Below are 21,068 nucleotides of genomic sequence, written 5' to 3' on the forward strand. Positions count from 1 at the left end.
GCGGCCTTCTGCAGGAGCAAGCGTGCTCCTACAGAAGAGCAAACCGCGATCAGCTTAGTTCAATGCGATCCGCGTGAATCACGATGTGACCCTGTTTGTAGAGGGCGCCGATGGCCTTCTTGAAGTTGCCTTTGCTGACACCGAACAAACTGCTGATCAGTGCCGGGTCGCTTTTATCGCTGACCGGCAAGGTGCCGTTGTTGTCGCGCAACTTGGCGAGGATCTTCGAGTTCAGGCTGGAGGCCGCTTCTTCACCCACAGGCTGCAGGCTCAGGCTGATATTGCCGTCGGCGCGGATTTCCTTGATGAAGCCTTTCTCTTCCTTGCCCGGGCGCAGGAACTTGAACACTTCGTTCTTGTGGATCAGGCCCCAGTGCTTGTTGTTGATAATGGCCTTGAAGCCCATGTCGGTGGCTTCGGCCACCAGCAAGTCAACTTCCTGGCCGACCTTGTAGGTGGCCGGGGTCTTGTCCAGGTAGCGGTCAAGGCGTGCGGTGGCGGTGATGCGCTTGGTGTGTTTGTCGAGGTAGACGTGTACCACGCAATACTCACCGGCGGTCAGCTGGCGCTTTTCTTCGGAGTAAGGCAGCAGCAGATCCTTGGGCAGGCCCCAATCGAGGAATACACCGATACTGTTGACTTCAACCACTTTCAGACTGGCAAATTCACCCACCTGTACTTTTGGTTTTTCGGTGGTCGCGATAAGTTTGTCATCGCTGTCCAGATAAATGAAAACGTTGAGCCAGTCTTCATCTTCACTGGGAATATCTTTGGGGATATATCGGTTGGGCAAGAGGATTTCGCCCTCTTGATCACCATCCAGGTACAAACCAAAGTTAGTGTGTTTAACCACTTGCAAGCTGTTGTAGCGCCCGACTAAAGCCATCTCAAATACCCTCATTGCGTGGGCGGCATTCTACCCGAGTTGACGACGGCGGTCCCGCGTACCGGCGTACAGGCCTGAAAAATCATGGGTTTGCCGAGAAGCGCCCCGCTCGTCAGGTCATCGGGCTGAATCCAGCCAGTACCCACGGCCGGATTTCCTCGAGTGATTCGAGTTAAAACAGCAAGTTAGGTGAGTATTTCACTTAATAATCCAGGCGAATCATAAACCCTGCGTATATTTCAGGGGGATATTTGCCAAGCAATTGTCAAGCATTTCATGTACGATGCATGGCCAAGTTAATTCTCTACAGGTTAGTGGCCGCCATGCGCGTAAAAGCATCCAACAGCAAAGCAAAGCCAGCTCCCGCCGTTGAAACCAGCGAATCGATCAACAGCCAAATTGCTGCATTCCTCAAGCAGGGCGGCGAAATCCAGCAGATTGCCAAAGGCGTAAGCGGCCAGACTTTCGGCCCGTCCAAGCAGATCACCCTGGGTAAAAAGTAAGACTCGCGCATTACACCTGGTCCCTATGCGCTTTGCCTTTCAAGGCGCTAGGACTAGAGCCCGCACTACCCCCTGATACACCCCTTTATTACGCCAATCGACGAACGGGCCTCATCTGCGAACCATCGCCGGTATGCTTGCACACGTCTAGATCGGGCATTTGCCTGATATTTCCCGTTACTGCTCCTCGCTTTTCATGGAGTGAAGCATGCTCAAATCCTGCATATTCCTGGCCGGTGCCCTGTTGGCCAGCCCCCTCGCCGAAGCGCAGGTTTTCCAGCGTGAATTGGGTGATTTCGACCTGAAATTGGGCACGACACCCAGCCGAAGCATGGCTCAAGGCCTGGTAAAGCCCACGGCGCCCGGGAGCGACTCGTTCCATGGCGGCCTGGACCTGAGCCACGGCAGCGGCCTGTACCTCGGCCAATTCTCACCGAGCATGGGCATTTCCCCGACCAGCAACCTGGAAGTCGACTCCTACCTGGGTTTCAAACGCCCCTTCGACCAGACCCTGGGTTATGAACTGGGGATGATTCACTACAGCTATCCCAAGCTGAGCCCCCTCGACAGCCAGGAGTTCTACGGCGGCCTGACCTTGCTGGGCAATCGCTTCGGCGCCTCCTTCAGCAACGACCCGGACCGGCAGGACAGCACCCTGTTCGCCGACCTCGGCGGCACCAAGCCGTTCGGCATCGGCGTCAGCATGAAATACACCACCCACCAGCTCGGCACCCCGGTCTCGGTGGCCGATGGCAGCTCGATCCGCAGCTTCAGCGACTGGTCGGTACAATTTTCCAGGCCATGGATGGGCGTCGACCTGAACCTGATCTACAGCGACTCCAGCCTCAGCGGCGGCGATTGCTCGGCCTACTCCGGACACAACTCGCAATGCGACGGGCTGTTGACCCTGAAGGCCGAGCGGGCGTTTTATTGATGGGCTGAACTGTCGCTGCCCTGACGGGTTCAGATGCAATACTCTCGTCTGCGCAAGGACTCGCTCATGCTGCGTCGGTTAAAATTTCTGGTGATGTTGCTGACCCTCAGCCTGGTGCTTGCCGGCTGCAATCGGGTGGGCCTGGCCTATCGCAATCTGGATGTGATCATCCCCTGGACCCTCAGCGACTACCTGGAAATGAACGCCGGGCAGAAGAGCTGGTTCAACGACACACTCAAGGAACACCTGGCCTGGCATTGCACCACCCAGTTGCCGGGCTACCTGGACTGGCTCGATCGCCTGCAACAGATGGTCGACACCAACCAGGTGACCGACGCCGCCCTGCAAACCCGTACCGCCGAAGCCAAACAAGCTATTGCCGAGAGCGCCCGGGCGATCACGCCGTCCGCCGTCGAGCTACTGCAGGGGCTGGACGATCAGCAAGTAAAGGATATGGAGCAAGCGTTCGCCAAGGACCTGCGCAAGCGTCAGGACGAATACCTGAAACCGCCCCTCGAGCAGCAGATCAAGGAACGCGCCGAGCGCATGAACAAGCGCCTCGATGCGTGGCTCGGGCCGTTAAGTGCCAGCCAGCAGAATCGCGTCACCGCCTGGTCGATCGCCTTGGGTGAGCAGAACCAACAATGGATTGGCAACCGCGCCCACTGGCAAACACTATTTATCGCAGCCGTCAAAGACCGCCACAGCAGCGATTTCCCACAGAAGATCGAGCAACTGCTGGTGAATCGCGAAAGCCTGTGGACGCCGGAATATCGCCAGGCCTACGCCCAGACCGAAGCCGCTGCCCGCAGCCTGATCGTCGACCTGATGGCGGAAAGCACCGTGCAACAACGCCAGAAGCTGACACAAAAGATCGACAAGGTGCGCAGCGACTTCAAGGCCCTTAAATGCCTGAAGGCTGGCACCCCATAGTCATCAGGCAATCTGTGGTTTGGAAGCCAGTTCATCAAACGTCGCCGGATCCAGAGCATCCGCCTGCTCGTCCAGCACCTGACGCGGGTGATTATCACCGGGGATACAGCTGTCGATCAGGCTCAGCAACTGTGAGCCGCGCTGGGTCAATTTGAAGTTCTCACCATTGCCGCACTCTTCCTCTGACCGCGACTCAATAAAGCCGTGCTTGAACAACAACGCCTCGTAATCCGCCGCGAGCTTTTTAAATTCATCGAGATTACCGATGGGCTCTCCGGCGGCGGCCCTTTTAGTCGCTTCTTCCTCGGCGTATTTGCGTGGGGCGAAGCTGGCGCCACCGTTCTGTACCTCATGCAGCAGTCGTTCGATCAAATCCCAATCGTAAGTCGTCATCCTGATTCCTCCTGAAGGCACACGAAATAGGCCCTTCAAAGGTGTGACATGCCGGACCCGTCGTCCGTTCAGCCTAGCGGACGGACGCGATTTCGCTGAACTTTTCAGTGCTCACGGCCCTCAACCGTTCATCACCGCCATGGAGGTCCGAATCATGAAAACCCTGCTGAATATGGCCGTCGCCGCCACGCTGCTTGCCGCCCTGCCCGCCTGGGCCTGCACGCTCGAAGAAGCCACCGCCAAACGTGAACAACTGGCCAAGGAAGTGACCAAGCTCACCCAACAGAACCCGGAGAAGGCCAAGGAGATCAACGAAGAATTGCAGAACATGAAGTTGGAAACCGCCAGCGCGGACCTGCCCGACAAGTGCCAACTGATCGACCAGCGCCTCAAGGAAATGGACGAAGCAGCGGCCAAGGCCAAAAACTGAGGCGAAAAAAAACCGGACATTGTCCGGTTTTTTTATGGCTCAAGCCTTACTCGGCAGCCGGTGCTTCCGGCTTGCGGCGCTTCAGAGGCGCCATGCCGTCCTTGCTGACCAACGACAGGTTGTCGGTCTTTGGACGGTTGGCAATCTTGCGCTTGGTCGGCGACTTGGCACCGGCCTTCTTCTTGTCGCCCTTGGCGTCGACCTTTTTCTTCTTCACGCCAACGGCCTTGCCCGATGCCTTGACCTTCTTCGGCCCGCCGTAGGTGCCTTTGACTTCCTTGATGGTGCGGCGCTCGAACGACTGCTTCAAGTAGCGCTCGATGCTCGACATCAGGTTCCAGTCGCCATGGCAGATCAGCGAGATCGCCAGGCCATCGTTGCCGGCACGCCCGGTACGACCGATACGGTGCACGTATTCGTCGCCGCTGCGGGGCATATCAAAGTTGATCACCATGTCCAGGCCATCCACGTCCAGGCCGCGGGCGGCAACGTCGGTGGCGACCAGGATCTTCACGCCGCCTTGCTTGAGGCGGTCGATGGCCAGCTTGCGGTCCTTCTGGTCTTTCTCACCGTGCAGGACGAACGCCTTGTACTCCTGAGCCACCAGGCGACCGTAGATGCGGTCGGCCATGGCCCGGGTGTTGGTGAACACGATAGCCTTCTGATAGGTCTCGTTGGCCAGCAACCAGTTGAGGATCTGCTCTTTGTGCACGTTGTGGTCAGCAGTGATGATCTGCTGACGGGTGGTCGAGTTCAGGTCGCTGACGTTGTTGACCTGCAGGTGCTCAGGGTTGTTCAGGACCTTGGCGACCATGTCGCGCAGGGTCGAACCACCGGTGGTGGCCGAGAACAGCATGGTCTGCTGGCGGTTGACGCACTCTTGCACCAGGCGCTGCACGTCGTCGGCAAAGCCCATGTCGAGCATGCGGTCGGCTTCGTCGAGCACCAGGACTTCAACTTCCTTGAGGTCCAGGTTGCCGGCGTTCAGTTGTTCGATCATCCGGCCCGGGGTGCCGATCAGGATGTCCGGCACCTTGCGCAGCATGGCGGCCTGGACCTTGAAGTCTTCGCCGCCGGTGATCAGGCCGGACTTGATGAAAGTGAACTGCGAGAAGCGCTCCACTTCCTTCAGGGTCTGCTGGGCCAGTTCGCGGGTCGGCAGCAGGATCAGGGTCTTGATGCTGACACGGACTTTCGCCGGGCCGATCAGACGGTTAAGGATCGGCAGGACGAAAGCGGCAGTCTTGCCACTCCCGGTTTGAGCCGTCACCCGCAGGTCACGCCCTTCGAGCGCGAGCGGGATGGCCGCTGCCTGCACAGGCGTTGGCTCGACAAATTTAAGCTCGGCCACGGCTTTGAGCAGGCGTTCGTGCAGGGCGAATTGGGAAAACACGGGTGCTACCTCGAAGAAATACAAAAAAACAGCTGCATAGGGTAACGGTTTCGGGCGCCGAGGCCGAGTTTCTTTACGCGAACTGGGTTAATCAGGCGCTTTTTTGTCAGGGGATTTGTCCACAACCACAACTTTGACGTACTTAAATGCTCTAATCGGCCCGTCACGTCTTACAGAAGAATCGCGTTTACCCATGGATATCAAACAGCTCTGGCTCAACGTCAAAGACCTTTGGGGCACCCTCGACGAACACCCGCTGCTGCATTCCAGCCTCGCGCTGATGGTGTTGCTGGTAGTGGCATTGCTGCTCGGACGAGTGGCCCGCTACCTCATCCTGCACGCCGTCAAGCTGCTGGGCCGGCAACCCGCGCTGCACTGGCTCAATGACCTGCGGCACAACAAAGTCTTCCACCGCCTGGCGCAGATGACGCCGTCGCTGGTGATCCAGTTCGGCCTGTACCTGGTGCCGGACCTGAGCAAGACCGCCACCCTGTTCATCGGCAATGTCGCCCTGGCGTTCACCATTCTGTTCATGGTGCTGGCGATCAGTGCACTGCTCAACGCCCTGCTGGACATCTATGCCCGCACCGAACACGCCCGCACCCGCTCGATCAAGGGCTACGTGCAGTTGGCGAAAATGGTGCTGTTCGTGTTTGGCGCCATCATCATCGTCGCCACGTTGATCGACCGCTCGCCACTGCTGCTGCTTTCCGGTCTGGGTGCAATGTCGGCGGTGATTCTGTTGGTCTACAAGGACACCCTGCTGTCGTTCGTCGCCAGCGTGCAATTGACCAGCAACGACATGCTGCGGGTCGGCGACTGGATCGAAATGCCCCAGGTCGGCGCCGACGGTGACGTGGTCGACATCACCCTGCACACCGTCAAAGTGCAGAACTTCGACAAGACCATCGTCTCGATTCCCACCTGGCGCCTGATGTCCGAGTCGTTCAAGAACTGGCGCGGCATGCAGGCCTCCGGTGGCCGGCGGATCAAGCGCAGCCTGTATATCGACGCCAGCGGCGTGCGTTTCATCCGCGACGACGAAGAGCTGAAGCTCACCCAGGTACACCTGCTGACCGACTACATGAGCCGCAAGAAGGCCGAGCTCAAGGCCTGGAACGAAGCTCAGGGCAATGTCGCGGCGATGTCCGCCAACCGCCGACGCATGACCAATATCGGCACCTTCCGCGCGTATGCCTTGGCCTATCTGAAAAGCCATCCGGAGATCCAGCCGAACATGACCTGCATGGTGCGGCAGATGCAGACCACCGCCCAAGGCATCCCGCTGGAGATCTACTGCTTCACCCGCACCACCGCATGGGCCGACTACGAGCGGATCCAGGGCGATATCTTCGACTACCTGCTGGCGGTGCTGCCGGAATTTGGTTTGAGCCTGTACCAGCAGCCCAGCGGCGGTGACTTGCGGGCGGGGATGTTGCCGGCGGTGCTGGGGGCCAGTCACCTGCCCCCGGCGGAAAAGGCAGTGATGTAACAACAAAAAACGGCACAACCCGAGTTGTGCCGTTTTTTTTGCGTTGGACCTTACTTGACCTGACGCTGCGGCGCGCCGTGAACCATGGTGTAGGCGTAATCCACGCCCATGCCGTAAGCGCCGCTGTGCTCCTGGACCAGGCCCATCACCGCGTCGTAGGTTTCCTTGTGAGCCCAGTCACGCTGGTATTCCAACAGCACTTGCTGCCAGGTGACCGGTACCGCGCCCGCCTGAATCATCCGTTGCACCGACATGTCATGCGCTTCTTTGCTGGTGCCGCCGGAGGCGTCGGTGACGATGTACACCTCGTAGCCTTCGGCCAGGGCTTCCAGGGCCGGGAAGTTCAGGCACACCTCGGTCCACAGGGCCGCCATGATCAGCTTCTTGCGCCCGGTGGCCTTCACCGCGGCCACCAGCGCCTTGTCTTCCCAGGAGTTCATCGAGGTGCGCTCGATCGGCTGCTGGTCCGGGAACACGTCCAGCAGTTCCGGCCAGATGTAGCCGCTGAAGCTCTTGGTCTCAACCGAGGTCAGGATGGTCGGCACGTTGAAGATCTTCGCCGCCTTGGCCAGCGCCACCGTGTTGTTCTTCAGGGTCTGGCGATCGATCGACTGCACGCCAAAGGCCATCTGCGGCTGGTGGTCGATCAGGATCAGGGTGGAGTTGGCTGGGTTGAGCAATTCGCGAATAGACATGGTGACTTCCTTTTAATGGTTTCGATTCGGTAAGGGGTGCGTTCAGCGCCGCTGTGAAGCTTGGCTGGCGGCTTGGAAGTAACTTTATGGGATGGATAAAATCGAGACAATTACCTAAAATCGAGAATCATTGATTCTAAAAGAGGGACAATCATGGATCGTATTGAATGCATGCGGGCGTTTGTCGTCACGGTCGGCGAGAACGGCTTCGCGGCCGCCGCGCGAGCCATGGACGTACCGCGCTCAAAAGTCAGCAAACAGATTCAGGCGCTGGAAGAAGCCATAGGCGTGCAACTGCTTCAGCGCACCACCCGCAGCCTGCATTTGACGGAGGCCGGGGCCGAGTATTTTGAAGCAGCACGTGAGGTACTGGCCGCCCTGGACGAAGCCGAACAGCGGGCCCGGGATGGTATCGGCGAGCTACGGGGCGTGTTGCGGGTCAATGCGCCGATGTCGTTCGGGCTGCATCGCCTGGGGCGGTTGATTCCGCTGTTCCATGAACAGCATCCGCATATCGAACTGCAACTGGTGCTCAGTGACCAGCAGGTGGACCCGGTACGCGGCGGGTTCGACGTGACCATCCGCATCGCCAGCATGCCCGACTCAACGATGATCGCCCGCCAGTTGGCACCTGCGCCACGGATCATGGTGGCTGCGCCAGCCTACCTGGCACGCGCGGGCACACCGCAGACCCCGCAAGACCTGCGCCACCACCAATGCCTCAATTATGGGTATCTGCAAAGCGGCGTCAGCCTGCAATTGAGCAAGGGCCAGGAAACCCAGCGGGTCAACGTTACCGGCCCTCTGCACGCCAACAACGGCGACCTGCTGGCCCAGGCGGCAGAGGCCGGGATGGGCATCGCGCTATTGCCGGACTTTATCGTCGAAGACGCCCTGAGCGCCGGGCGCCTGGTGCCGGTGCTCTGCGAATGGCAGGCGCCGGCAATCACCATCAATGCGGTTTATTCGTCAGCGCGACGCGTGCCGCAAAAGACCCGCGCATTCATTGATTTTTTGCTGACGCAATTGGCGCCGACGACCGCAGGCCCAGCCGGCTGATCCACACCGCCCCGAGAATCACCAACCCGCCCAGCAGCAACCTGCCCAACGGTTCATGCTGATTCCAGATCAGCAAGTTCAGCAACAACCCCACCGGCACATGCAGGTTGTTCATCACCGCCAATGTGCCACCGTTGACCATGCACGCGCCCTTGTTCCACCAGTACATGCCCAGTGCCGTGCTGACCAGCCCGAGGAATACCAGCACGCCCCATTGCAACGGCGCTTCCGGCAGGAAGTTGGCCTTGCCGAACATCAGGAACGCCGGCAACGCCACCGCCAACGCGCCGAGATAGAAGTAGCCAAAGCGCCGGTAATGCGGCAGATCACTTGGATGACGGGCCACCAGATGCTTGTAAAGCACCTGCCCGGCGGCGTAGGTGAAGTTGGCCAGTTGCAGCAGCAGGAAGCCCATGAAGAAGTTCGGGGTGATCTGGTCGAAGCGAATCACCGCTGCCCCCGCCACCGCCACCAGTGCGGCCACCAGCGCCCACGGGTTAAAGCGGCGGTTCAGGGCGTCTTCGATCAAGGTCACGTGCAACGGTGTCAGGATGGTGAACAGCAACACCTCCGGCACCGTCAGTACGCGAAAGCTCAGGTACAGGCACACGTAGGTCACGCCAAACTGCAGCGCGCCGATCAACAGCATGCCGCGCATGAACGCCGGCTCTACCGAGCGCCAGCGGGTCAGGGGGATAAACACCAGCCCGGCCAACAACACGCGCACCAGCACCGCGAAGTAACTGTCGACGTGACCGGCCAGGTATTCGCCGATCAAGCTGAAGGAAAACGCCTGGATCAGCGTCACAACAAGTAGATAGCCCATGCTCGCCTCATTTTGAATGGGCGCGACATTAGCGGTTTTCCGCGCGTTACGAAACTCAAGGCAAAAAAAACCCGACCTCGCTAAAAGCGTCAGTCGGGCGGGAGCACTCAGGAGCAAAAAGTGCAAAGGGAGGTTCGATACGCGTACTTGAAGGGTTGCGTGGAGCTATCTAAACAGCGGGCGATTATCTGACGATTAACATCTCACGCCACTTGGGCCAACAACGCCTTGGCCTGGTTCAAACCCTTCTCCTGGAAATCACCGCCCAGGTTCACACCCTCGGCATGAATGAACGTGACGTCATGGATGCCGATAAAGCCCATGACCTGACGCAGGTACGGTTCCTGGTGGTCGGTGCTGCCACCGGCGTGAATGCCGCCGCGGGCGGTCAGCACAAAGGCGCGCTTGTCGGTCAGCAGGCCCTGGGGGCCGGTGGCGGTGTACTTGAAGGTCACACCGGCACGCAGCACATGGTCGAGCCAGGCTTTGAGGGTGCTGGGAATCGCGAAGTTGTACATCGGCGCGGCCATCACCAACACATCGGCGGCCAGCAACTCATCGGTCAGTTCGTTGGAGCGGTCCAGGGAGGCCTGCTCAACCGTGCTGCGCTGCTCGGCAGGTTTCATCCAGCCGCCCAACAGATTGGCATCCAGGTGCGAAACCGGGTTGATGGCGAGGTCTCGTACGGTGATCTGATCAGCCGGATGGGCGACTTTCCATTGGCTGATGAATTGTTGGGTCAGCTGCCGGGAGATTGAGTCCTGCTGACGGGCGCTGCTTTCGATGATCAGAACACGGGCCATGATTATGTAAGCTCCATCGGTGAATGCTGTAAGGCGATGGAGTGAAGGTTAGACAGGGTCCGTTCGATTAAAAAGCGTAAAAAACTGCTATAACCCATCTAGAAATTTGTTTATAAGCGGAGTATTGCTGTACGCAAGCTCCGCTTTTGCCTTATTTCGGTGCGCAGGTGAGCTGGATACGCATCTTGATAACGGCACGGTTGAATTTGACCGTGGTATTGGTGGTTTTCCCTGCTGCAACCGTGACCTTGCGCGTACGCGGGGCTTCCGGGCCGTTGGTAAAGCGTACCTTGCACTCCGCGTCATTGGGGCCGTAGTTGGTGAGTTGGATCGAACTGATAGTGCTGTCGACGTCCGACGCGCTGTAATCGATCTTCACGCCCTGAATGTCTTTCGTCACATCGGTACTGAATGCAAACGCACTCAACGGCAGCAACGCCAGCAGCACACAACAGAATTTTCTCATTCGGCAGTCTCCAATAAGGACCGCCAGCTTAGGACAAGAGGAGCTCATCTTGAAAGCGCCCCGCGTTACCCTTGATCAATGGCGCACCTTGCAAGCCGTGGTCGACCATGGCGGCTTCGCCCAGGCGGCCGAAGCGCTGCACCGCTCGCAATCCTCGGTGAGCTACACCGTGGCCCGGATGCAGGATCAGCTTGGCGTGCCGCTGCTGCGCATTGACGGGCGCAAGGCCGTGCTCACCGAAGCCGGTGAAGTGCTGCTGCGCCGCTCCCGGCAACTGGTGAAAAACGCCAGCCAACTGGAAGACCTGGCCCACCATATGGAACAAGGCTGGGAAGCCGAGGTGCGGCTGGTGGTCGATGCCGCTTACCCCAACGCCCGCCTGGTGCGCGCCCTCACTGCCTTTATGCCGCAAAGCCGTGGCTGCCGGGTGCGTTTGCGCGAAGAGGTGTTGTCCGGCGTCGAAGAGCTGTTGATGGACGGCATGGCCGACCTCGCCATCAGCGGGTTCATCATTCCCGGTTACCTCGGTACGGAAATGAGCGACGTCGAATTTGTCGCCGTGGCCCACCCCGAACATCCGCTGCATCAATTGCACCGCGAACTGAGCTTCCAGGATCTGGAAAGCCACATGCAGGTGGTGATCCGCGACTCCGGCCGCCAGCAGCCACGGGACGTCGGCTGGCTCGGCGCCGAGCAGCGCTGGACCGTCGGCAGCCTGCCCACCGCCGCCACCTTCGTCAGCAGCGGCCTGGGCTTCGCCTGGCTGCCGCGACACCTGATCGAACGCGAACTCAAGGAAGGCCTGCTCAAGCTACTGCCCCTGGAACGGGGTGGCAGCCGCAACCCGACCTTCTATCTTTACTCGAACAAGGACAAACCCCTGGGCCCGGCCACGCAGATTCTCGTCGAGTTACTGCGCACCTTCGACACTGCACCATTGGACGCGCCATTCGCCGCACCGCAGCAAGCCTGAACAAGGAGTTCACGTGGCCTATTTCGAACATGAAGGTTGCACCCTGCATTACGAGGAATATGGCCACGGCGCGCCGCTGATCCTGATCCACGGCCTGGGCTCCAGTTGCCTGGACTGGGAACTGCAAGTGCCCGTGCTGTCCCAACACTATCGCCTGGTGGTGGTGGATGTGCGCGGTCACGGCCGCTCCGACAAACCCCGTGAGCGCTACAGCATCGCCGGCTTCACCGCCGACCTGGTGGCCTTGATCGAACACCTGCATTTGCCGCCGGCCCACGTGGTCGGCCTGTCCATGGGTGGCATGATCGCCTTTCAACTGGCAGTGGATGAGCCGCAAATGCTCAAGAGCCTGTGCATCGTCAACAGTGCGCCCCAGGTCAAGGTTCGCAGCGCCAGCGACTATTGGCAGTGGGCCAAGCGCTGGAGCCTGGCGCGCATCCTCAGCCTGACCACCATCGGCAAAGCCCTGGGCAGCCTGCTGTTTCCCAAGCCCGAACAGGCCGAACTGCGGCGCAAGATGGCCGAACGCTGGGCAAAAAACGACAAACGTGCTTACCTCGCCAGCTTCGATGCGATTGTTGGCTGGGGCGTACAGGAACAACTTTCGAAAATATCCTGTCCAACCCTGGTCATCAGCGCCGACCACGACTACACCCCCGTGGCGCAGAAAGAAATCTATGTAAAACTGCTGCCCGATGCGCGGCTGGTGGTGATCGAGGATTCCCGCCATGCCACGCCGCTGGACCAACCCGAACGCTTCAACAACACCCTGCTCGATTTTCTCAAGACAGTCGAAACCACAACCCAGGATCACTGACCCATGCTGAAAAAAATCGCCCTCTTTGCCGGTTCCGTACTGTTCGCTGCCAACCTGATGGCGGCCGAACCCGCCAAGGCACCCCACGTCTTGATCACCACCACCAATGGCGACATCGAGATCGAACTGGACCCGGTCAAAGCCCCGATCAGTACCAAGAACTTCCTGGCCTATGTCGACAAGGGCTTCTACACCAATACCATTTTTCACCGGGTAATCCCGGGCTTCATGGTGCAGGGCGGTGGTTTTACCCAGCAAATGTCGCAAAAGCCGACCGAAGCACCGATCAAGAACGAAGCCAGCAACGGCCTGCATAACGTGCGCGGCACCCTGTCGATGGCGCGTACCAACGACCCGAACTCCGCCACCAGCCAATTCTTCATCAACGTTGCGGACAATGCCTTCCTCGACCCGGGCCGTGATGCCGGTTACGCGGTGTTCGCCAAAGTGGTCAAGGGCATGGACGTGGTCGACATCATCGTCAACTCGCAGACCACCACCAAACAGGGCATGCAGAACGTGCCAATCGATCCTGTCCTGATCAAGTCGGCCAAGCGCATCGACTGAAGGCTACAGGGAGTTTCGCGCGGGGCCCGCAAGGCGTCGCGCGCATTTGAACAGGAGAGCCCGCCGCGCGGGCGTCAGACCTAATGCTCTATCGTCGTTTTGAACAACTGATCGACATCTTCCGCGAACCTCCCAGCGCGGCCCCTCCAGACAAAGTCCTACCCTTCTACGTCTATTACCTGCGCCAGGTATGGCCAAGCTTTGCCGCCTTGCTGGTGGTGGGCCTGATCGGCGCGCTGATCGAAGTGGCGCTGTTCAGCTACCTGAGCCGCATCATCGACCTGGCCCAGGGCACGCCGCCCGCCAACTTCTTCCAGATCCACGCCACCGAGCTGATCTGGATGGCCGTGGTCGCCCTGCTGTTGCGCCCGATCTTCGGCGCCCTGCATGACCTGCTGGTGCACCAGACCATCAGCCCCGGCATGACCAGCCTGATCCGCTGGCAAAACCACAGCTATGTGCTCAAACAGAGCCTGAACTTCTTCCAGAACGATTTCGCCGGGCGCATTGCCCAGCGCATCATGCAAACCGGCAACTCCCTGCGCGACTCCGCAGTGGCCGCCGTGGACGCGATCTGGCACGTGGCGATCTACGCCATCAGCGCCCTGGTGCTGTTCGCCGAAGCCGACTGGCGCCTGATGATCCCGCTGATCACCTGGATCGTCGCCTACAGCCTGGCCCTGCGGTACTTCGTGCCACGGGTCAAGGAGCGCTCGGTCATCTCCTCCGAGGCACGCTCAAAACTGATGGGGCGGATCGTCGACGGCTACACCAACATCACCACCTTGAAGCTGTTCGCTCATACGAATTTCGAGCAGAACTACGCCAGGGAAGCCATTGTCGAGCAGACCGAGAAAACCCAGTTGGCCAGCCGCGTCGTGACCAGCATGGACATCGTGATTACCACCATGAACGGCCTGCTGATTGTCACCACCACCGGCCTTGCCCTGTGGCTGTGGACCCAATCCCTGATTTCGGTGGGCGCCATCGCCCTGGCCACCGGCCTGGTGATTCGTATCGTCAACATGTCCGGCTGGATCATGTGGGTGGTCAACGGCATTTTCGAAAACATCGGCATGGTCCAGGACGGCCTGAAAACCATCGCCCAGCCGCTGGCAGTGACCGACCGGGAAAATGCCCCGCGCCTGGAAGTGCCCCATGGCGAGGTGCGGTTCGATCAGGTGGATTTCCACTACGGCAAGAAGAGCGGGATCATCAGCGGCTTGAACCTGGCGATTGAACCGGGTGAAAAGATCGGCCTGATCGGTCCGTCCGGCGCGGGCAAATCCACCCTGGTCAACCTGCTGTTGCGCCTGTACGACCTGCAAGGCGGCCGTATCCTGATCGACGGCCAGAACATCGCCGACGTCGCCCAGGAAACCCTGCGCGAACAGATCGGCATGATCACCCAGGACACCTCGCTGCTGCACCGCTCGATCCGCGACAACTTGCTGTATGGCAAGCCGGACGCCACCGACGAAGAGCTTTGGGCCGCCGTGCACAAGGCCCGCGCCGACGAGTTCATCCCATTGCTGTCGGACGCCGAGGGCCGCACCGGCCTCGACGCCCACGTCGGTGAACGCGGGGTGAAACTCTCCGGCGGGCAACGTCAGCGCATCGCCATCGCGCGAGTGCTGCTCAAGGATGCGCCAATCCTGATCATGGACGAAGCCACCTCGGCGCTGGATTCGGAAGTCGAAGCGGCGATCCAGGAAAGCCTGGAAACCCTGATGCAGGGCAAGACAGTGATCGCCATCGCCCACCGGCTGTCCACCATTGCCAGAATGGACAGGCTGGTGGTGCTGGAAAAAGGCCAGATCGCCGAGACCGGCAGCCATGCCGAATTGCTCGCACACGGCGGTTTGTATGCGCGATTGTGGCAACACCAGACCGGTGGCTTCGTCGGAATAGACTGATTCCGTTGGTTAACTGCAACCTCAATTCCGAACAATTCTGACAGTTTTCTTTATCCCGCTGGTCTTGCGACACAATCCTGCTGTACTCCAATCAGGCCCCAGGAGGGCCCTGATTTAAGGCAGCAGGGATGCATCACAGACCCGTTAATCAGATAGAGCAATCTATTAAGGATGTGTTCATGTCACTGTTCAAACGTTCCGTTACGGAAGGACTGGGTACGTTTTGGCTGGTGTTGGGTGGCTGCGGCAGTGCGGTACTGGCCGCATCGTCCCCGGTCGGGATCGGTGTGCTCGGTGTGGCCCTGGCGTTCGGGCTCACGGTGCTGACCATGGCATTTGCCATCGGGCACATCAGCGGTTGTCACCTGAACCCCGCAGTGTCGGTGGGGCTGGTAGTGGGCGGAAGATTTCCGGCCAGGGAGTTACCGGCGTACATCGTGTCCCAGGTAATCGGCGGCGTCGTTGCCGCTGCATTGTTGTACTTCATAGCCAGCGGCAAGCCGGGGTTCGAACTGGCTTCGGGCCTGGCCAGCAACGGCTACGGCGAGCACTCACCTGGTGGTTATTCGATGGCAGCGGGGTTTGTGTGCGAGCTGGTGATGACGGCGATGTTCGTGCTGATCATCCTCGGCGCCACCGACCGCCGTGTGCCGACGGGCTTCGCGCCCATTGCCATTGGCCTGGCGCTGACGCTGATCCACCTGATCTCGATCCCGGTCACCAACACCTCGGTCAACCCGGCCCGCAGTACCGGCCCGGCGCTGATTGTCGGCGGTTGGGCGCTCCAGCAGTTGTGGATGTTCTGGCTGGCGCCGATCCTCGGTGCAGTGGTCGGCGGCATTACCTATCGATGGCTGGGCGCGGAAAAAACCGCCTGAGCCAGACAGGTTCAGCCCTGCCGATAAGGCAGGGCTGCCCTCGCCTCCTCGGCATATGCCAGGATCCCCACGCTTTCGCGCTCCAGGAAATCCGCCACGGCGGTCTTCAATCCCGGGTGTCGCAGGTAATGCCAGGAGTGCGTGATCACCGGCTCAAACCCGCGAATCAACTTGTGCTCGCCCTGGGCGCCGGCGTCGAAACGCTGCAGGCCATGGGCAATCGCGTAATCCATGCCTTGGTAGAAGCAAGTCTCGAAATGCAGCCGGTCGAACTCGGCCAGGCAGCCCCAGTAACGCCCATAAAAACTGTTGCCGCCGATCAGGCTGAAGGCCATGGCCACCGGCCGTGAGCCTTGCTTGGCCAGCACCACGCGAATCGCCTCGGGCATGCGCTCGGCCAGCAGACTGAAAAACGCCCGGGTCAGGTACGGCGATTGTCGCCGTATGGCGTAGGTATTGGCGTAACAGGCGTAGACAAAATCCCACTGCGCCTCGCTCAACTCATGACCTTGCAGCCACTCGAACTCGATGCCCTGCCCCGCCACTTGTTCGCGCTCCTTGCGCATCTGTTTGCGCTTGCGCGAACTCAGCGCGTCGAGAAAGTCCTGGAAGTCGCGGTAGCCGCGGTTTTGCCAATGAAACTGGCAGCCCAGGCGTTGCAGCCAACCCGGCTGCCGGGCCAGTGCGGTGTCTGCGAGGGCGTCGGTAAAGTTGATATGGGCGCTGGAAAGGCCTTCGATTTCCAGGTAACCGGGCAGGCTTTTAAGCAATTCGAAACCGTCCTCGGCGCTGGCGGCCAACAGGCGCGGGCCGCTGACCGGGCTGAAGGGCACGGCCGTCAGCAATTTCGGGTAGTAGTCAATGCCCGCTCGCTCGCAGGCATCGGCCCAACCGTGGTCGAACACGTACTCGCCATAGGAATGCCATTTGCGATAGCTGGGCAACGCGGCAATCAGCCGTCCACCTTCATAGTGCAGCAAATGCTCGGGCTGCCAGCCGGAGTGCGGGCCGATGCTGGCGCTGTCTTCCAGGGCACTGAGGAACGCATGGCGCAGAAACGGCTGATCGACGGGGACCAACGCGTTCCATTCATCGGGCGCAATCTCGGACAGGTTATTCAAACGTTGTAACGGCATCCCATTCCCCGACGGTCACGGCTTTGTGTAGGAGCGAGCGTGCTCGCGATGATCGTTAACGACAACGCGACCATTCTGACAGAACGCGGTGATCTCGGGTTCTTCGCGAGCAAGCTCGCGCCTACAGGACACGGCGCAAAAAAAAGCCCCGCCAAACGGCGGGGCAAACCAAATGAGGAGCGCTTTGACGGATGAGGAAAGAGAGCTTTGGAGCGGTATTACAGGTTGCCTAGAACACGTATTGCACGCGGGCCACGATGGCGTCGCCGCTGTCGTCGCCATTGGCGTTCTGGATCTTGTCAGTGCTGACCTTGAGGTAGTTGGCAGACACCTTCACCGCTTCGTTGGCGTACCAGTTGACACCGATGGTGTTCAGGCTTGCCTTGGCGTCACCCACTTCACGGGTCGCGCTGTTACGCACTACGTTTTTGTCGTCAACGCTGATGTTGTCGTAGCGGTAGAACACTTCCCACGCACCGAACTGCTTGTTCTGCGGCTTGATGGTGTCGAACTTGGCGCCGTCGAGTTTGTAGACCCGGGACTCGCCGGTCAGCGTGTAGGCCACCTGGCCGTAGAACCCCGTGGCCTTCACGTCCTGATAAGCGCTGCTGTCGGCCTTCATCTTGCGGTTCAGGTATTCGGCCTGCAGGGACAGCGGACCGCGGGCGAAGGCAAATTCGCCGCCGAACACCGTGTCGGTGTCGTAGGCGTCGTTCGCGGTCAGGTTGCCGGAGTCCAGCCCTACACCGCCGCCGAAGGTCGCACGGTTGCCGTTGGCCCCGGCATCGTTACCGCCGTTGGTGGCAACGCCACGAGCGTCCAGGCGAGGACGGATCCGCGAGTCGAACGAGGTGTCCTTCAGGTCACGCACCGCCACGTCCACACCCAGGTGCAAGACGTTGCCGCTGTCGTGCATCGGCGCAAACACGGCACGGCCGTTGAACTGCTTCACGCCTTTGCCGTCCTTGTCGTTGATGTCCTTGGACGACACGCTGGAGGACAGGTAGGCCATGTCAGCCACCACGGCGCTGACCTGCAGGCCCATGCCGTTCTCGTGGGAGTTGATCCAGTCGGCGACTTCATAACCGAGGTTACGCTCGATGGCGGTCACCCATTTGGAACTGGTGGCTTTTTCCAGGCCGAAGTCCTGGTCGAAACGACCCGCGCGGATCACCACTGGCTTGAAGCCTACGTACGAGAAGGACGCTTCGTCGAAGTAGCCATCATCGGCATTGCCGGAGTTGTGGGAAAAGTCGTAGTTGATCTGGTATTTCCAGTCCTTGTACACCGTGCCGCCCAATTCGAGGTAGGCGCGTCGGAAATACGTGGCGTCCGCCGAGTTGCCATTCTTGGTGTAAAAACCATCAAACGTGCCGTAATCGGCCTGCAAACGACCACCCAGCTTGAAGCTGAAATTCTGGTCGGTGGTTGCAACCTCAAGGCCGCCCTTGGTTTTGACAACGATATCGGCACCGTCAGTAGTGACAGTACCGGCGAAAGCCTGGGCGGTGACGGCCAGGGCCAAGGCGCTGGCCGCGAAACCGGCGAAGTGCTTGCGGATCATCGAAGAATTCCCCTAATTGATGGTCTTGTGCATTGGTAAAACACGCGGTTTAGAGCCGCTGGTGTTGGGGGGCGATCTTGGCGAGGGGATATTTCAGCCGGGTTGCCGGAACATAAAGATTTTGTTACTCGGGAACTTTTTAATAGCCATTCGAAATAAGCCAGAGCCTACGGAAATCAATGCTCCAGCCCTGAAAACTGGTGAAAATGGCAGATGATACAAAATGTAAAAACACCTGATAAAAATGAAATATTTTTCATCTTGGTTGTTTTTTGAGCAAAAAAAAGCCCGCATCTTTTGTCGATGCGGGCTTCGTTTCAGTGTGAAAAGTGATGGATATTATTGGTCGCGGGAGCGCTCGGCGGCCAGGCGTTCGGCCAACGCATCAACATCGGCGATAGGCGGCTCGGGCAGGATCTTCAGCGTCGCCTGCATCAAGCGCATCTGCCGGATAAAGCGCCGGCAGTTGGGGCAGAACATCAGGTGATGGCGCACCAGCAGGCGCTCGCGAAAGGTCAGTTGCCCATCGAGATAGTCACTGGAACGTGCCACTTGTTCCTTACAGGTCAACATTCGCCGGTTTCCTCAAAATGCTCCACCGTGGCGAAGACTTTAAGCCGTGCTCGATGCAACAGCACACGAACATTGGAGAGCGATAGCGTCAGAAGATTACAAATCTCCTCCAACTCCAGCCCCTGGCGCTCACGCAGCAGCAGTACGCTGCTTTGCAGTTCGGAAAGACTGGCCAGCGTGTGCTCCAGGCAATTACGCAGTTCGTCTTCGGTTAGCAGCGCTTCGGGAGTGTCCTGATGCCAGGCAAACGGCGCGACGGCCCAGTGGCCATCGTCGGGCACGAAGCGATCATCGCCGATGGTGCCGTGGGGTGACGGCAGGTCATCGAGCAGCACTTCCCGGCGGTTTTGCTTGTAGCGGCCCTTTGCCGAGTTGGCAGTAATGGTCAGCAGCCAGGTCTTGAGGCTGGAACGCCCCTCGAATTTCGCCAGGTTGCGCACCACCGAGAGCCAGGCGTCCTGCACCACCTCGTCGGCATGGCGCTGGCCAACAATGGCATAGGCCACCGCGCGCATAGCGCTCTGGTAAGTGGTGACCAACTCCTTGTAGGCCCGCTGCTCACCCTTGAGCAATCGTTCAAGCAGGTGCGCGTCGTCCGCTGCTGCCATTCAAGACCTCGATTTCAAAACATGATCAGCGTTTGCGCAGGATCACGCTACCAATCGAATACCCTGCGCCAAACGAGCTAAGCACAGCCACAGCGCCCTTCGGCAAGTCGTCCTGGTAGGTGTGGAACGCAATCACCGAACCCGCCGAACTGGTGTTGGCGTAAGTATCGAGGATCACCGGCGCCTCTTCCACAGAAGCCTCGCGGCCCAGCAGTTTCTTCACGATCAGGTGATTCATGCTGAGGTTGGCCTGGTGCAGCCAGAAACGCTTCACATCGCCGACATTCAGCTGGTTTTCCGACAGGTGCTTGCCGATCAACTCGGCGACCATCGGGCAGACATCACGGAAGACTTTGCGGCCTTCCTGCACGAACAGCTTGTCCGGGGCACCAATCCCCTCTTCCGCCGCGCGGTTGAGGAAGCCGAAGTTATTGCGGATGTTGTTGGAGAACTTGGTCAGCAACTTCGTGCTCACCACGTCGAACTGATGCTCGGAAGTGGCCAGGTCGGCCCGCTCCAGGATCACGGCGGTGGCCGCATCGCCAAAGATGAAATGGCTGTCGCGGTCGCGGAAGTTCAGGTGGCCGGTGCAGATCTCCGGGTTGACCATCAGGATCGCCCGCGCCTGGCCCAGCTGGATGCTGTTGGCGGCGTTCTGGATACCGAAGGTCGCCGAGGAACACGCCACGTTCATGTCAAAGCCAAAACCCTGGATACCCAGCGCTTCCTGGACTTCGATGGCAATCGCCGGGTACGCCCGCTGCAGGTTGGAACAGGCGACGATCACACCGTCGATATCGGCGGCGGTCTTGCCGGCACGCTGCAACGCTTGCTCGGCAGCACTGACGGCCATCTGGCAGAGGATCGACCATTCGTCGTTGGAGCGCTCGGGCAGGCGTGGCGCCATGCGTTGCGGGTCGAGAATGCCGGCCTTGTCCATGACAAAGCGGCTCTTGATGCCCGAGGCCTTCTCGATAAAGGCGGCGCTGGATTCGGTCAGGGCCTCCACGTCACCGCGTTCAATGGCGGCGGCGTTATCCAGGTTGAACTGTTGCACGTAAGCATTGAAAGACTGCACCAGCTCTTCGTTGGAGATGCTGTTGGCCGGGGTGTACAGGCCTGTGCCGCTGATGACGACGTTATGCACGGTCGTTCCTCTAAATCTGTTCAGGCAGAAGGGTATTGGTACCGTCGTACCAAACCGTAAGTAGTTTTATGCCGCC

General features: G+C 59.6%; 24 protein-coding genes. 12 read left to right on the forward strand and 12 right to left on the reverse strand.

The genetic code is table 11. From position 1 onward, the window contains the following. Positions 1 to 49: 49 nt before the first annotated feature. Entirely contained in the window at positions 50 to 886 is an 837-nt protein-coding gene (locus HX873_RS14755) for a S1 RNA-binding domain-containing protein (protein WP_076014775.1), read from the reverse strand. Positions 887 to 1,209: 323 nt separating this feature from the next. Here HX873_RS14755 and HX873_RS14760 point away from each other — a divergent pair, with 323 nt between their 5' ends. From HX873_RS14760 to HX873_RS14770, 3 genes are all read left to right on the forward strand, one after another. Beyond that, positions 1,210 to 1,389 carry a hypothetical protein gene (locus tag HX873_RS14760; protein WP_003210722.1) on the forward strand — a complete coding sequence of 60 codons (180 nt, stop codon included), beginning with the start codon at positions 1,210 to 1,212 and terminating at the stop codon, positions 1,387 to 1,389. Positions 1,390 to 1,597: 208 nt separating this feature from the next. Continuing rightward, positions 1,598 to 2,323: a TorF family putative porin gene (locus HX873_RS14765; protein ID WP_003210721.1), complete on the forward strand. Its 726-nt coding sequence runs from the start codon at positions 1,598 to 1,600 to the stop codon at positions 2,321 to 2,323. A 66-nt stretch (positions 2,324 to 2,389) separates the two neighbouring features. Continuing rightward, positions 2,390 to 3,256 (forward strand): DUF6279 family lipoprotein, encoded by an 867-nt coding sequence (locus tag HX873_RS14770; protein ID WP_102368339.1) that lies wholly within the window; start codon positions 2,390 to 2,392, stop codon positions 3,254 to 3,256. A gap of 3 nt (positions 3,257 to 3,259) precedes the next feature. Here HX873_RS14770 and HX873_RS14775 read toward each other — a convergent pair whose 3' ends face one another. Further along, on the reverse strand, positions 3,260 to 3,649 hold the full coding sequence (locus HX873_RS14775) for a hypothetical protein (protein ID WP_003210719.1): 390 nt from the start codon (positions 3,647 to 3,649) through the stop codon (positions 3,260 to 3,262). 154 nt (positions 3,650 to 3,803) lie between these two features. Here HX873_RS14775 and HX873_RS14780 point away from each other — a divergent pair, with 154 nt between their 5' ends. Beyond that, positions 3,804 to 4,079: a hypothetical protein gene (locus tag HX873_RS14780; RefSeq protein ID WP_063032478.1), complete on the forward strand. Its 276-nt coding sequence runs from the start codon at positions 3,804 to 3,806 to the stop codon at positions 4,077 to 4,079. A 46-nt stretch (positions 4,080 to 4,125) separates the two neighbouring features. Here HX873_RS14780 and HX873_RS14785 read toward each other — a convergent pair whose 3' ends face one another. Beyond that, positions 4,126 to 5,472, reverse strand: a complete 1,347-nt coding sequence (locus HX873_RS14785) for a DEAD/DEAH box helicase (protein WP_063034035.1) — start codon at positions 5,470 to 5,472, stop codon at positions 4,126 to 4,128. 193 nt (positions 5,473 to 5,665) lie between these two features. Between HX873_RS14785 and HX873_RS14790 the strand changes: the two genes are divergently transcribed. Beyond that, entirely contained in the window at positions 5,666 to 6,964 is a 1,299-nt protein-coding gene (locus HX873_RS14790; RefSeq protein ID WP_003210716.1) for a mechanosensitive ion channel family protein, read from the forward strand. Positions 6,965 to 7,014: 50 nt separating this feature from the next. Here HX873_RS14790 and HX873_RS14795 read toward each other — a convergent pair whose 3' ends face one another. After that, a complete protein-coding gene (locus HX873_RS14795; protein ID WP_008437999.1) occupies positions 7,015 to 7,659 on the reverse strand; it encodes a hydrolase in 645 nt (214 codons plus the stop codon). A gap of 153 nt (positions 7,660 to 7,812) precedes the next feature. Between HX873_RS14795 and HX873_RS14800 the strand changes: the two genes are divergently transcribed. Further along, positions 7,813 to 8,718 carry a LysR family transcriptional regulator gene (locus HX873_RS14800; protein ID WP_177040345.1) on the forward strand — a complete coding sequence of 302 codons (906 nt, stop codon included), beginning with the start codon at positions 7,813 to 7,815 and terminating at the stop codon, positions 8,716 to 8,718. Here the strand turns inward: HX873_RS14800 and HX873_RS14805 are convergent. The 3 genes from HX873_RS14805 to HX873_RS14815 all read right to left on the reverse strand — a co-directional run bounded on the left by HX873_RS14805 (position 8,663) and on the right by HX873_RS14815 (position 10,813). Then, the gene (locus HX873_RS14805; protein ID WP_177122845.1) at positions 8,663 to 9,544 is read right to left on the reverse strand and encodes a carboxylate/amino acid/amine transporter; all 882 of its coding nucleotides are present in this window, start codon (positions 9,542 to 9,544) and stop codon (positions 8,663 to 8,665) included. The genes HX873_RS14800 and HX873_RS14805 overlap by 56 nt on opposite strands. A 203-nt stretch (positions 9,545 to 9,747) precedes the next feature. Continuing rightward, on the reverse strand, positions 9,748 to 10,347 hold the full coding sequence (locus HX873_RS14810; RefSeq protein WP_177122846.1) for an FMN-dependent NADH-azoreductase: 600 nt from the start codon (positions 10,345 to 10,347) through the stop codon (positions 9,748 to 9,750). 151 nt (positions 10,348 to 10,498) lie between these two features. After that, positions 10,499 to 10,813 carry a hypothetical protein gene (locus HX873_RS14815; RefSeq protein ID WP_003210711.1) on the reverse strand — a complete coding sequence of 105 codons (315 nt, stop codon included), beginning with the start codon at positions 10,811 to 10,813 and terminating at the stop codon, positions 10,499 to 10,501. Between the two features lie 49 nt (positions 10,814 to 10,862). Here HX873_RS14815 and HX873_RS14820 point away from each other — a divergent pair, with 49 nt between their 5' ends. From HX873_RS14820 to aqpZ, 5 genes are all read left to right on the forward strand, one after another. Further along, on the forward strand, positions 10,863 to 11,786 hold the full coding sequence (locus tag HX873_RS14820) for a LysR family transcriptional regulator (protein ID WP_003210710.1): 924 nt from the start codon (positions 10,863 to 10,865) through the stop codon (positions 11,784 to 11,786). A 13-nt stretch (positions 11,787 to 11,799) separates the two neighbouring features. After that, positions 11,800 to 12,603 (forward strand): alpha/beta fold hydrolase, encoded by an 804-nt coding sequence (locus tag HX873_RS14825; protein WP_008437992.1) that lies wholly within the window; start codon positions 11,800 to 11,802, stop codon positions 12,601 to 12,603. A gap of 3 nt (positions 12,604 to 12,606) precedes the next feature. Beyond that, the gene (locus HX873_RS14830; RefSeq protein WP_008437991.1) at positions 12,607 to 13,170 is read left to right on the forward strand and encodes a peptidylprolyl isomerase A; all 564 of its coding nucleotides are present in this window, start codon (positions 12,607 to 12,609) and stop codon (positions 13,168 to 13,170) included. An 83-nt stretch (positions 13,171 to 13,253) separates the two neighbouring features. Further along, positions 13,254 to 15,086, forward strand: coding sequence for an ABC transporter ATP-binding protein (locus HX873_RS14835; RefSeq protein WP_102605387.1), 1,833 nt, complete (start codon positions 13,254 to 13,256; stop codon positions 15,084 to 15,086). 179 nt (positions 15,087 to 15,265) lie between these two features. Beyond that, positions 15,266 to 15,964, forward strand: a complete 699-nt coding sequence (aqpZ, locus tag HX873_RS14840) for an aquaporin Z (protein ID WP_008437990.1) — start codon at positions 15,266 to 15,268, stop codon at positions 15,962 to 15,964. Between the two features lie 11 nt (positions 15,965 to 15,975). Here the strand turns inward: aqpZ and HX873_RS14845 are convergent, their stop codons facing one another. After that, positions 15,976 to 17,100: a GNAT family N-acetyltransferase gene (locus HX873_RS14845; protein ID WP_003210704.1), complete on the reverse strand. Its 1,125-nt coding sequence runs from the start codon at positions 17,098 to 17,100 to the stop codon at positions 15,976 to 15,978. 39 nt (positions 17,101 to 17,139) lie between these two features. Between HX873_RS14845 and HX873_RS31805 the strand changes: the two genes are divergently transcribed. After that, positions 17,140 to 17,295 (forward strand): hypothetical protein, encoded by a 156-nt coding sequence (locus tag HX873_RS31805; protein WP_157222855.1) that lies wholly within the window; start codon positions 17,140 to 17,142, stop codon positions 17,293 to 17,295. 34 nt (positions 17,296 to 17,329) lie between these two features. Here the strand turns inward: HX873_RS31805 and HX873_RS14855 are convergent, their stop codons facing one another. The 4 genes from HX873_RS14855 to HX873_RS14870 form a co-directional block, all read right to left on the reverse strand. After that, complete coding sequence (locus tag HX873_RS14855; RefSeq protein ID WP_003210703.1) at positions 17,330 to 18,664, reverse strand: OprO/OprP family phosphate-selective porin; 1,335 nt, start codon at positions 18,662 to 18,664, stop codon at positions 17,330 to 17,332. Positions 18,665 to 19,003: 339 nt separating this feature from the next. Then, positions 19,004 to 19,237, reverse strand: coding sequence for an anti-sigma factor (locus tag HX873_RS14860; protein ID WP_003210701.1), 234 nt, complete (start codon positions 19,235 to 19,237; stop codon positions 19,004 to 19,006). Beyond that, positions 19,231 to 19,845 carry an RNA polymerase sigma factor gene (locus HX873_RS14865; RefSeq protein ID WP_177122847.1) on the reverse strand — a complete coding sequence of 205 codons (615 nt, stop codon included), beginning with the start codon at positions 19,843 to 19,845 and terminating at the stop codon, positions 19,231 to 19,233. Before HX873_RS14865 ends, HX873_RS14860 begins: the two co-directional genes overlap by 7 nt. A 25-nt stretch (positions 19,846 to 19,870) precedes the next feature. Beyond that, positions 19,871 to 20,992: a beta-ketoacyl-ACP synthase III gene (locus HX873_RS14870; protein WP_003210699.1), complete on the reverse strand. Its 1,122-nt coding sequence runs from the start codon at positions 20,990 to 20,992 to the stop codon at positions 19,871 to 19,873. Positions 20,993 to 21,068: the final 76 nt, after the last annotated feature.

The sequence above is a fragment of the Pseudomonas sp. P7758 genome, from assembly GCF_013386485.1.
In the GTDB taxonomy this organism is placed as follows: domain Bacteria; phylum Pseudomonadota; class Gammaproteobacteria; order Pseudomonadales; family Pseudomonadaceae; genus Aquipseudomonas.

Coding starts and splice junctions, on each gene's coding strand:
- HX873_RS14800 (WP_177040345.1), top strand. CDS start 7,813: ATGGATCGTATTGAATGCATGCGGGCGTTTGTCGTCACGGTCGGCGAG.
- HX873_RS14790 (WP_003210716.1), top strand. CDS start 5,666: ATGGATATCAAACAGCTCTGGCTCAACGTCAAAGACCTTTGGGGCACC.
- HX873_RS14765 (WP_003210721.1), top strand. CDS start 1,598: ATGCTCAAATCCTGCATATTCCTGGCCGGTGCCCTGTTGGCCAGCCCC.
- HX873_RS14830 (WP_008437991.1), top strand. CDS start 12,607: ATGCTGAAAAAAATCGCCCTCTTTGCCGGTTCCGTACTGTTCGCTGCC.
- HX873_RS14805 (WP_177122845.1), bottom strand. CDS start 9,544: ATGGGCTATCTACTTGTTGTGACGCTGATCCAGGCGTTTTCCTTCAGC.
- HX873_RS14835 (WP_102605387.1), top strand. CDS start 13,254: ATGCTCTATCGTCGTTTTGAACAACTGATCGACATCTTCCGCGAACCT.
- HX873_RS14755 (WP_076014775.1), bottom strand. CDS start 886: ATGGCTTTAGTCGGGCGCTACAACAGCTTGCAAGTGGTTAAACACACT.
- HX873_RS14770 (WP_102368339.1), top strand. CDS start 2,390: ATGCTGCGTCGGTTAAAATTTCTGGTGATGTTGCTGACCCTCAGCCTG.
- aqpZ (WP_008437990.1), top strand. CDS start 15,266: ATGTCACTGTTCAAACGTTCCGTTACGGAAGGACTGGGTACGTTTTGG.
- HX873_RS14860 (WP_003210701.1), bottom strand. CDS start 19,237: ATGTTGACCTGTAAGGAACAAGTGGCACGTTCCAGTGACTATCTCGAT.
- HX873_RS14795 (WP_008437999.1), bottom strand. CDS start 7,659: ATGTCTATTCGCGAATTGCTCAACCCAGCCAACTCCACCCTGATCCTG.
- HX873_RS14780 (WP_063032478.1), top strand. CDS start 3,804: ATGAAAACCCTGCTGAATATGGCCGTCGCCGCCACGCTGCTTGCCGCC.
- HX873_RS14775 (WP_003210719.1), bottom strand. CDS start 3,649: ATGACGACTTACGATTGGGATTTGATCGAACGACTGCTGCATGAGGTA.
- HX873_RS14815 (WP_003210711.1), bottom strand. CDS start 10,813: ATGAGAAAATTCTGTTGTGTGCTGCTGGCGTTGCTGCCGTTGAGTGCG.
- HX873_RS14855 (WP_003210703.1), bottom strand. CDS start 18,664: ATGATCCGCAAGCACTTCGCCGGTTTCGCGGCCAGCGCCTTGGCCCTG.
- HX873_RS14810 (WP_177122846.1), bottom strand. CDS start 10,347: ATGGCCCGTGTTCTGATCATCGAAAGCAGCGCCCGTCAGCAGGACTCA.
- HX873_RS14760 (WP_003210722.1), top strand. CDS start 1,210: ATGCGCGTAAAAGCATCCAACAGCAAAGCAAAGCCAGCTCCCGCCGTT.
- HX873_RS14865 (WP_177122847.1), bottom strand. CDS start 19,845: ATGGCAGCAGCGGACGACGCGCACCTGCTTGAACGATTGCTCAAGGGT.
- HX873_RS14845 (WP_003210704.1), bottom strand. CDS start 17,100: ATGCCGTTACAACGTTTGAATAACCTGTCCGAGATTGCGCCCGATGAA.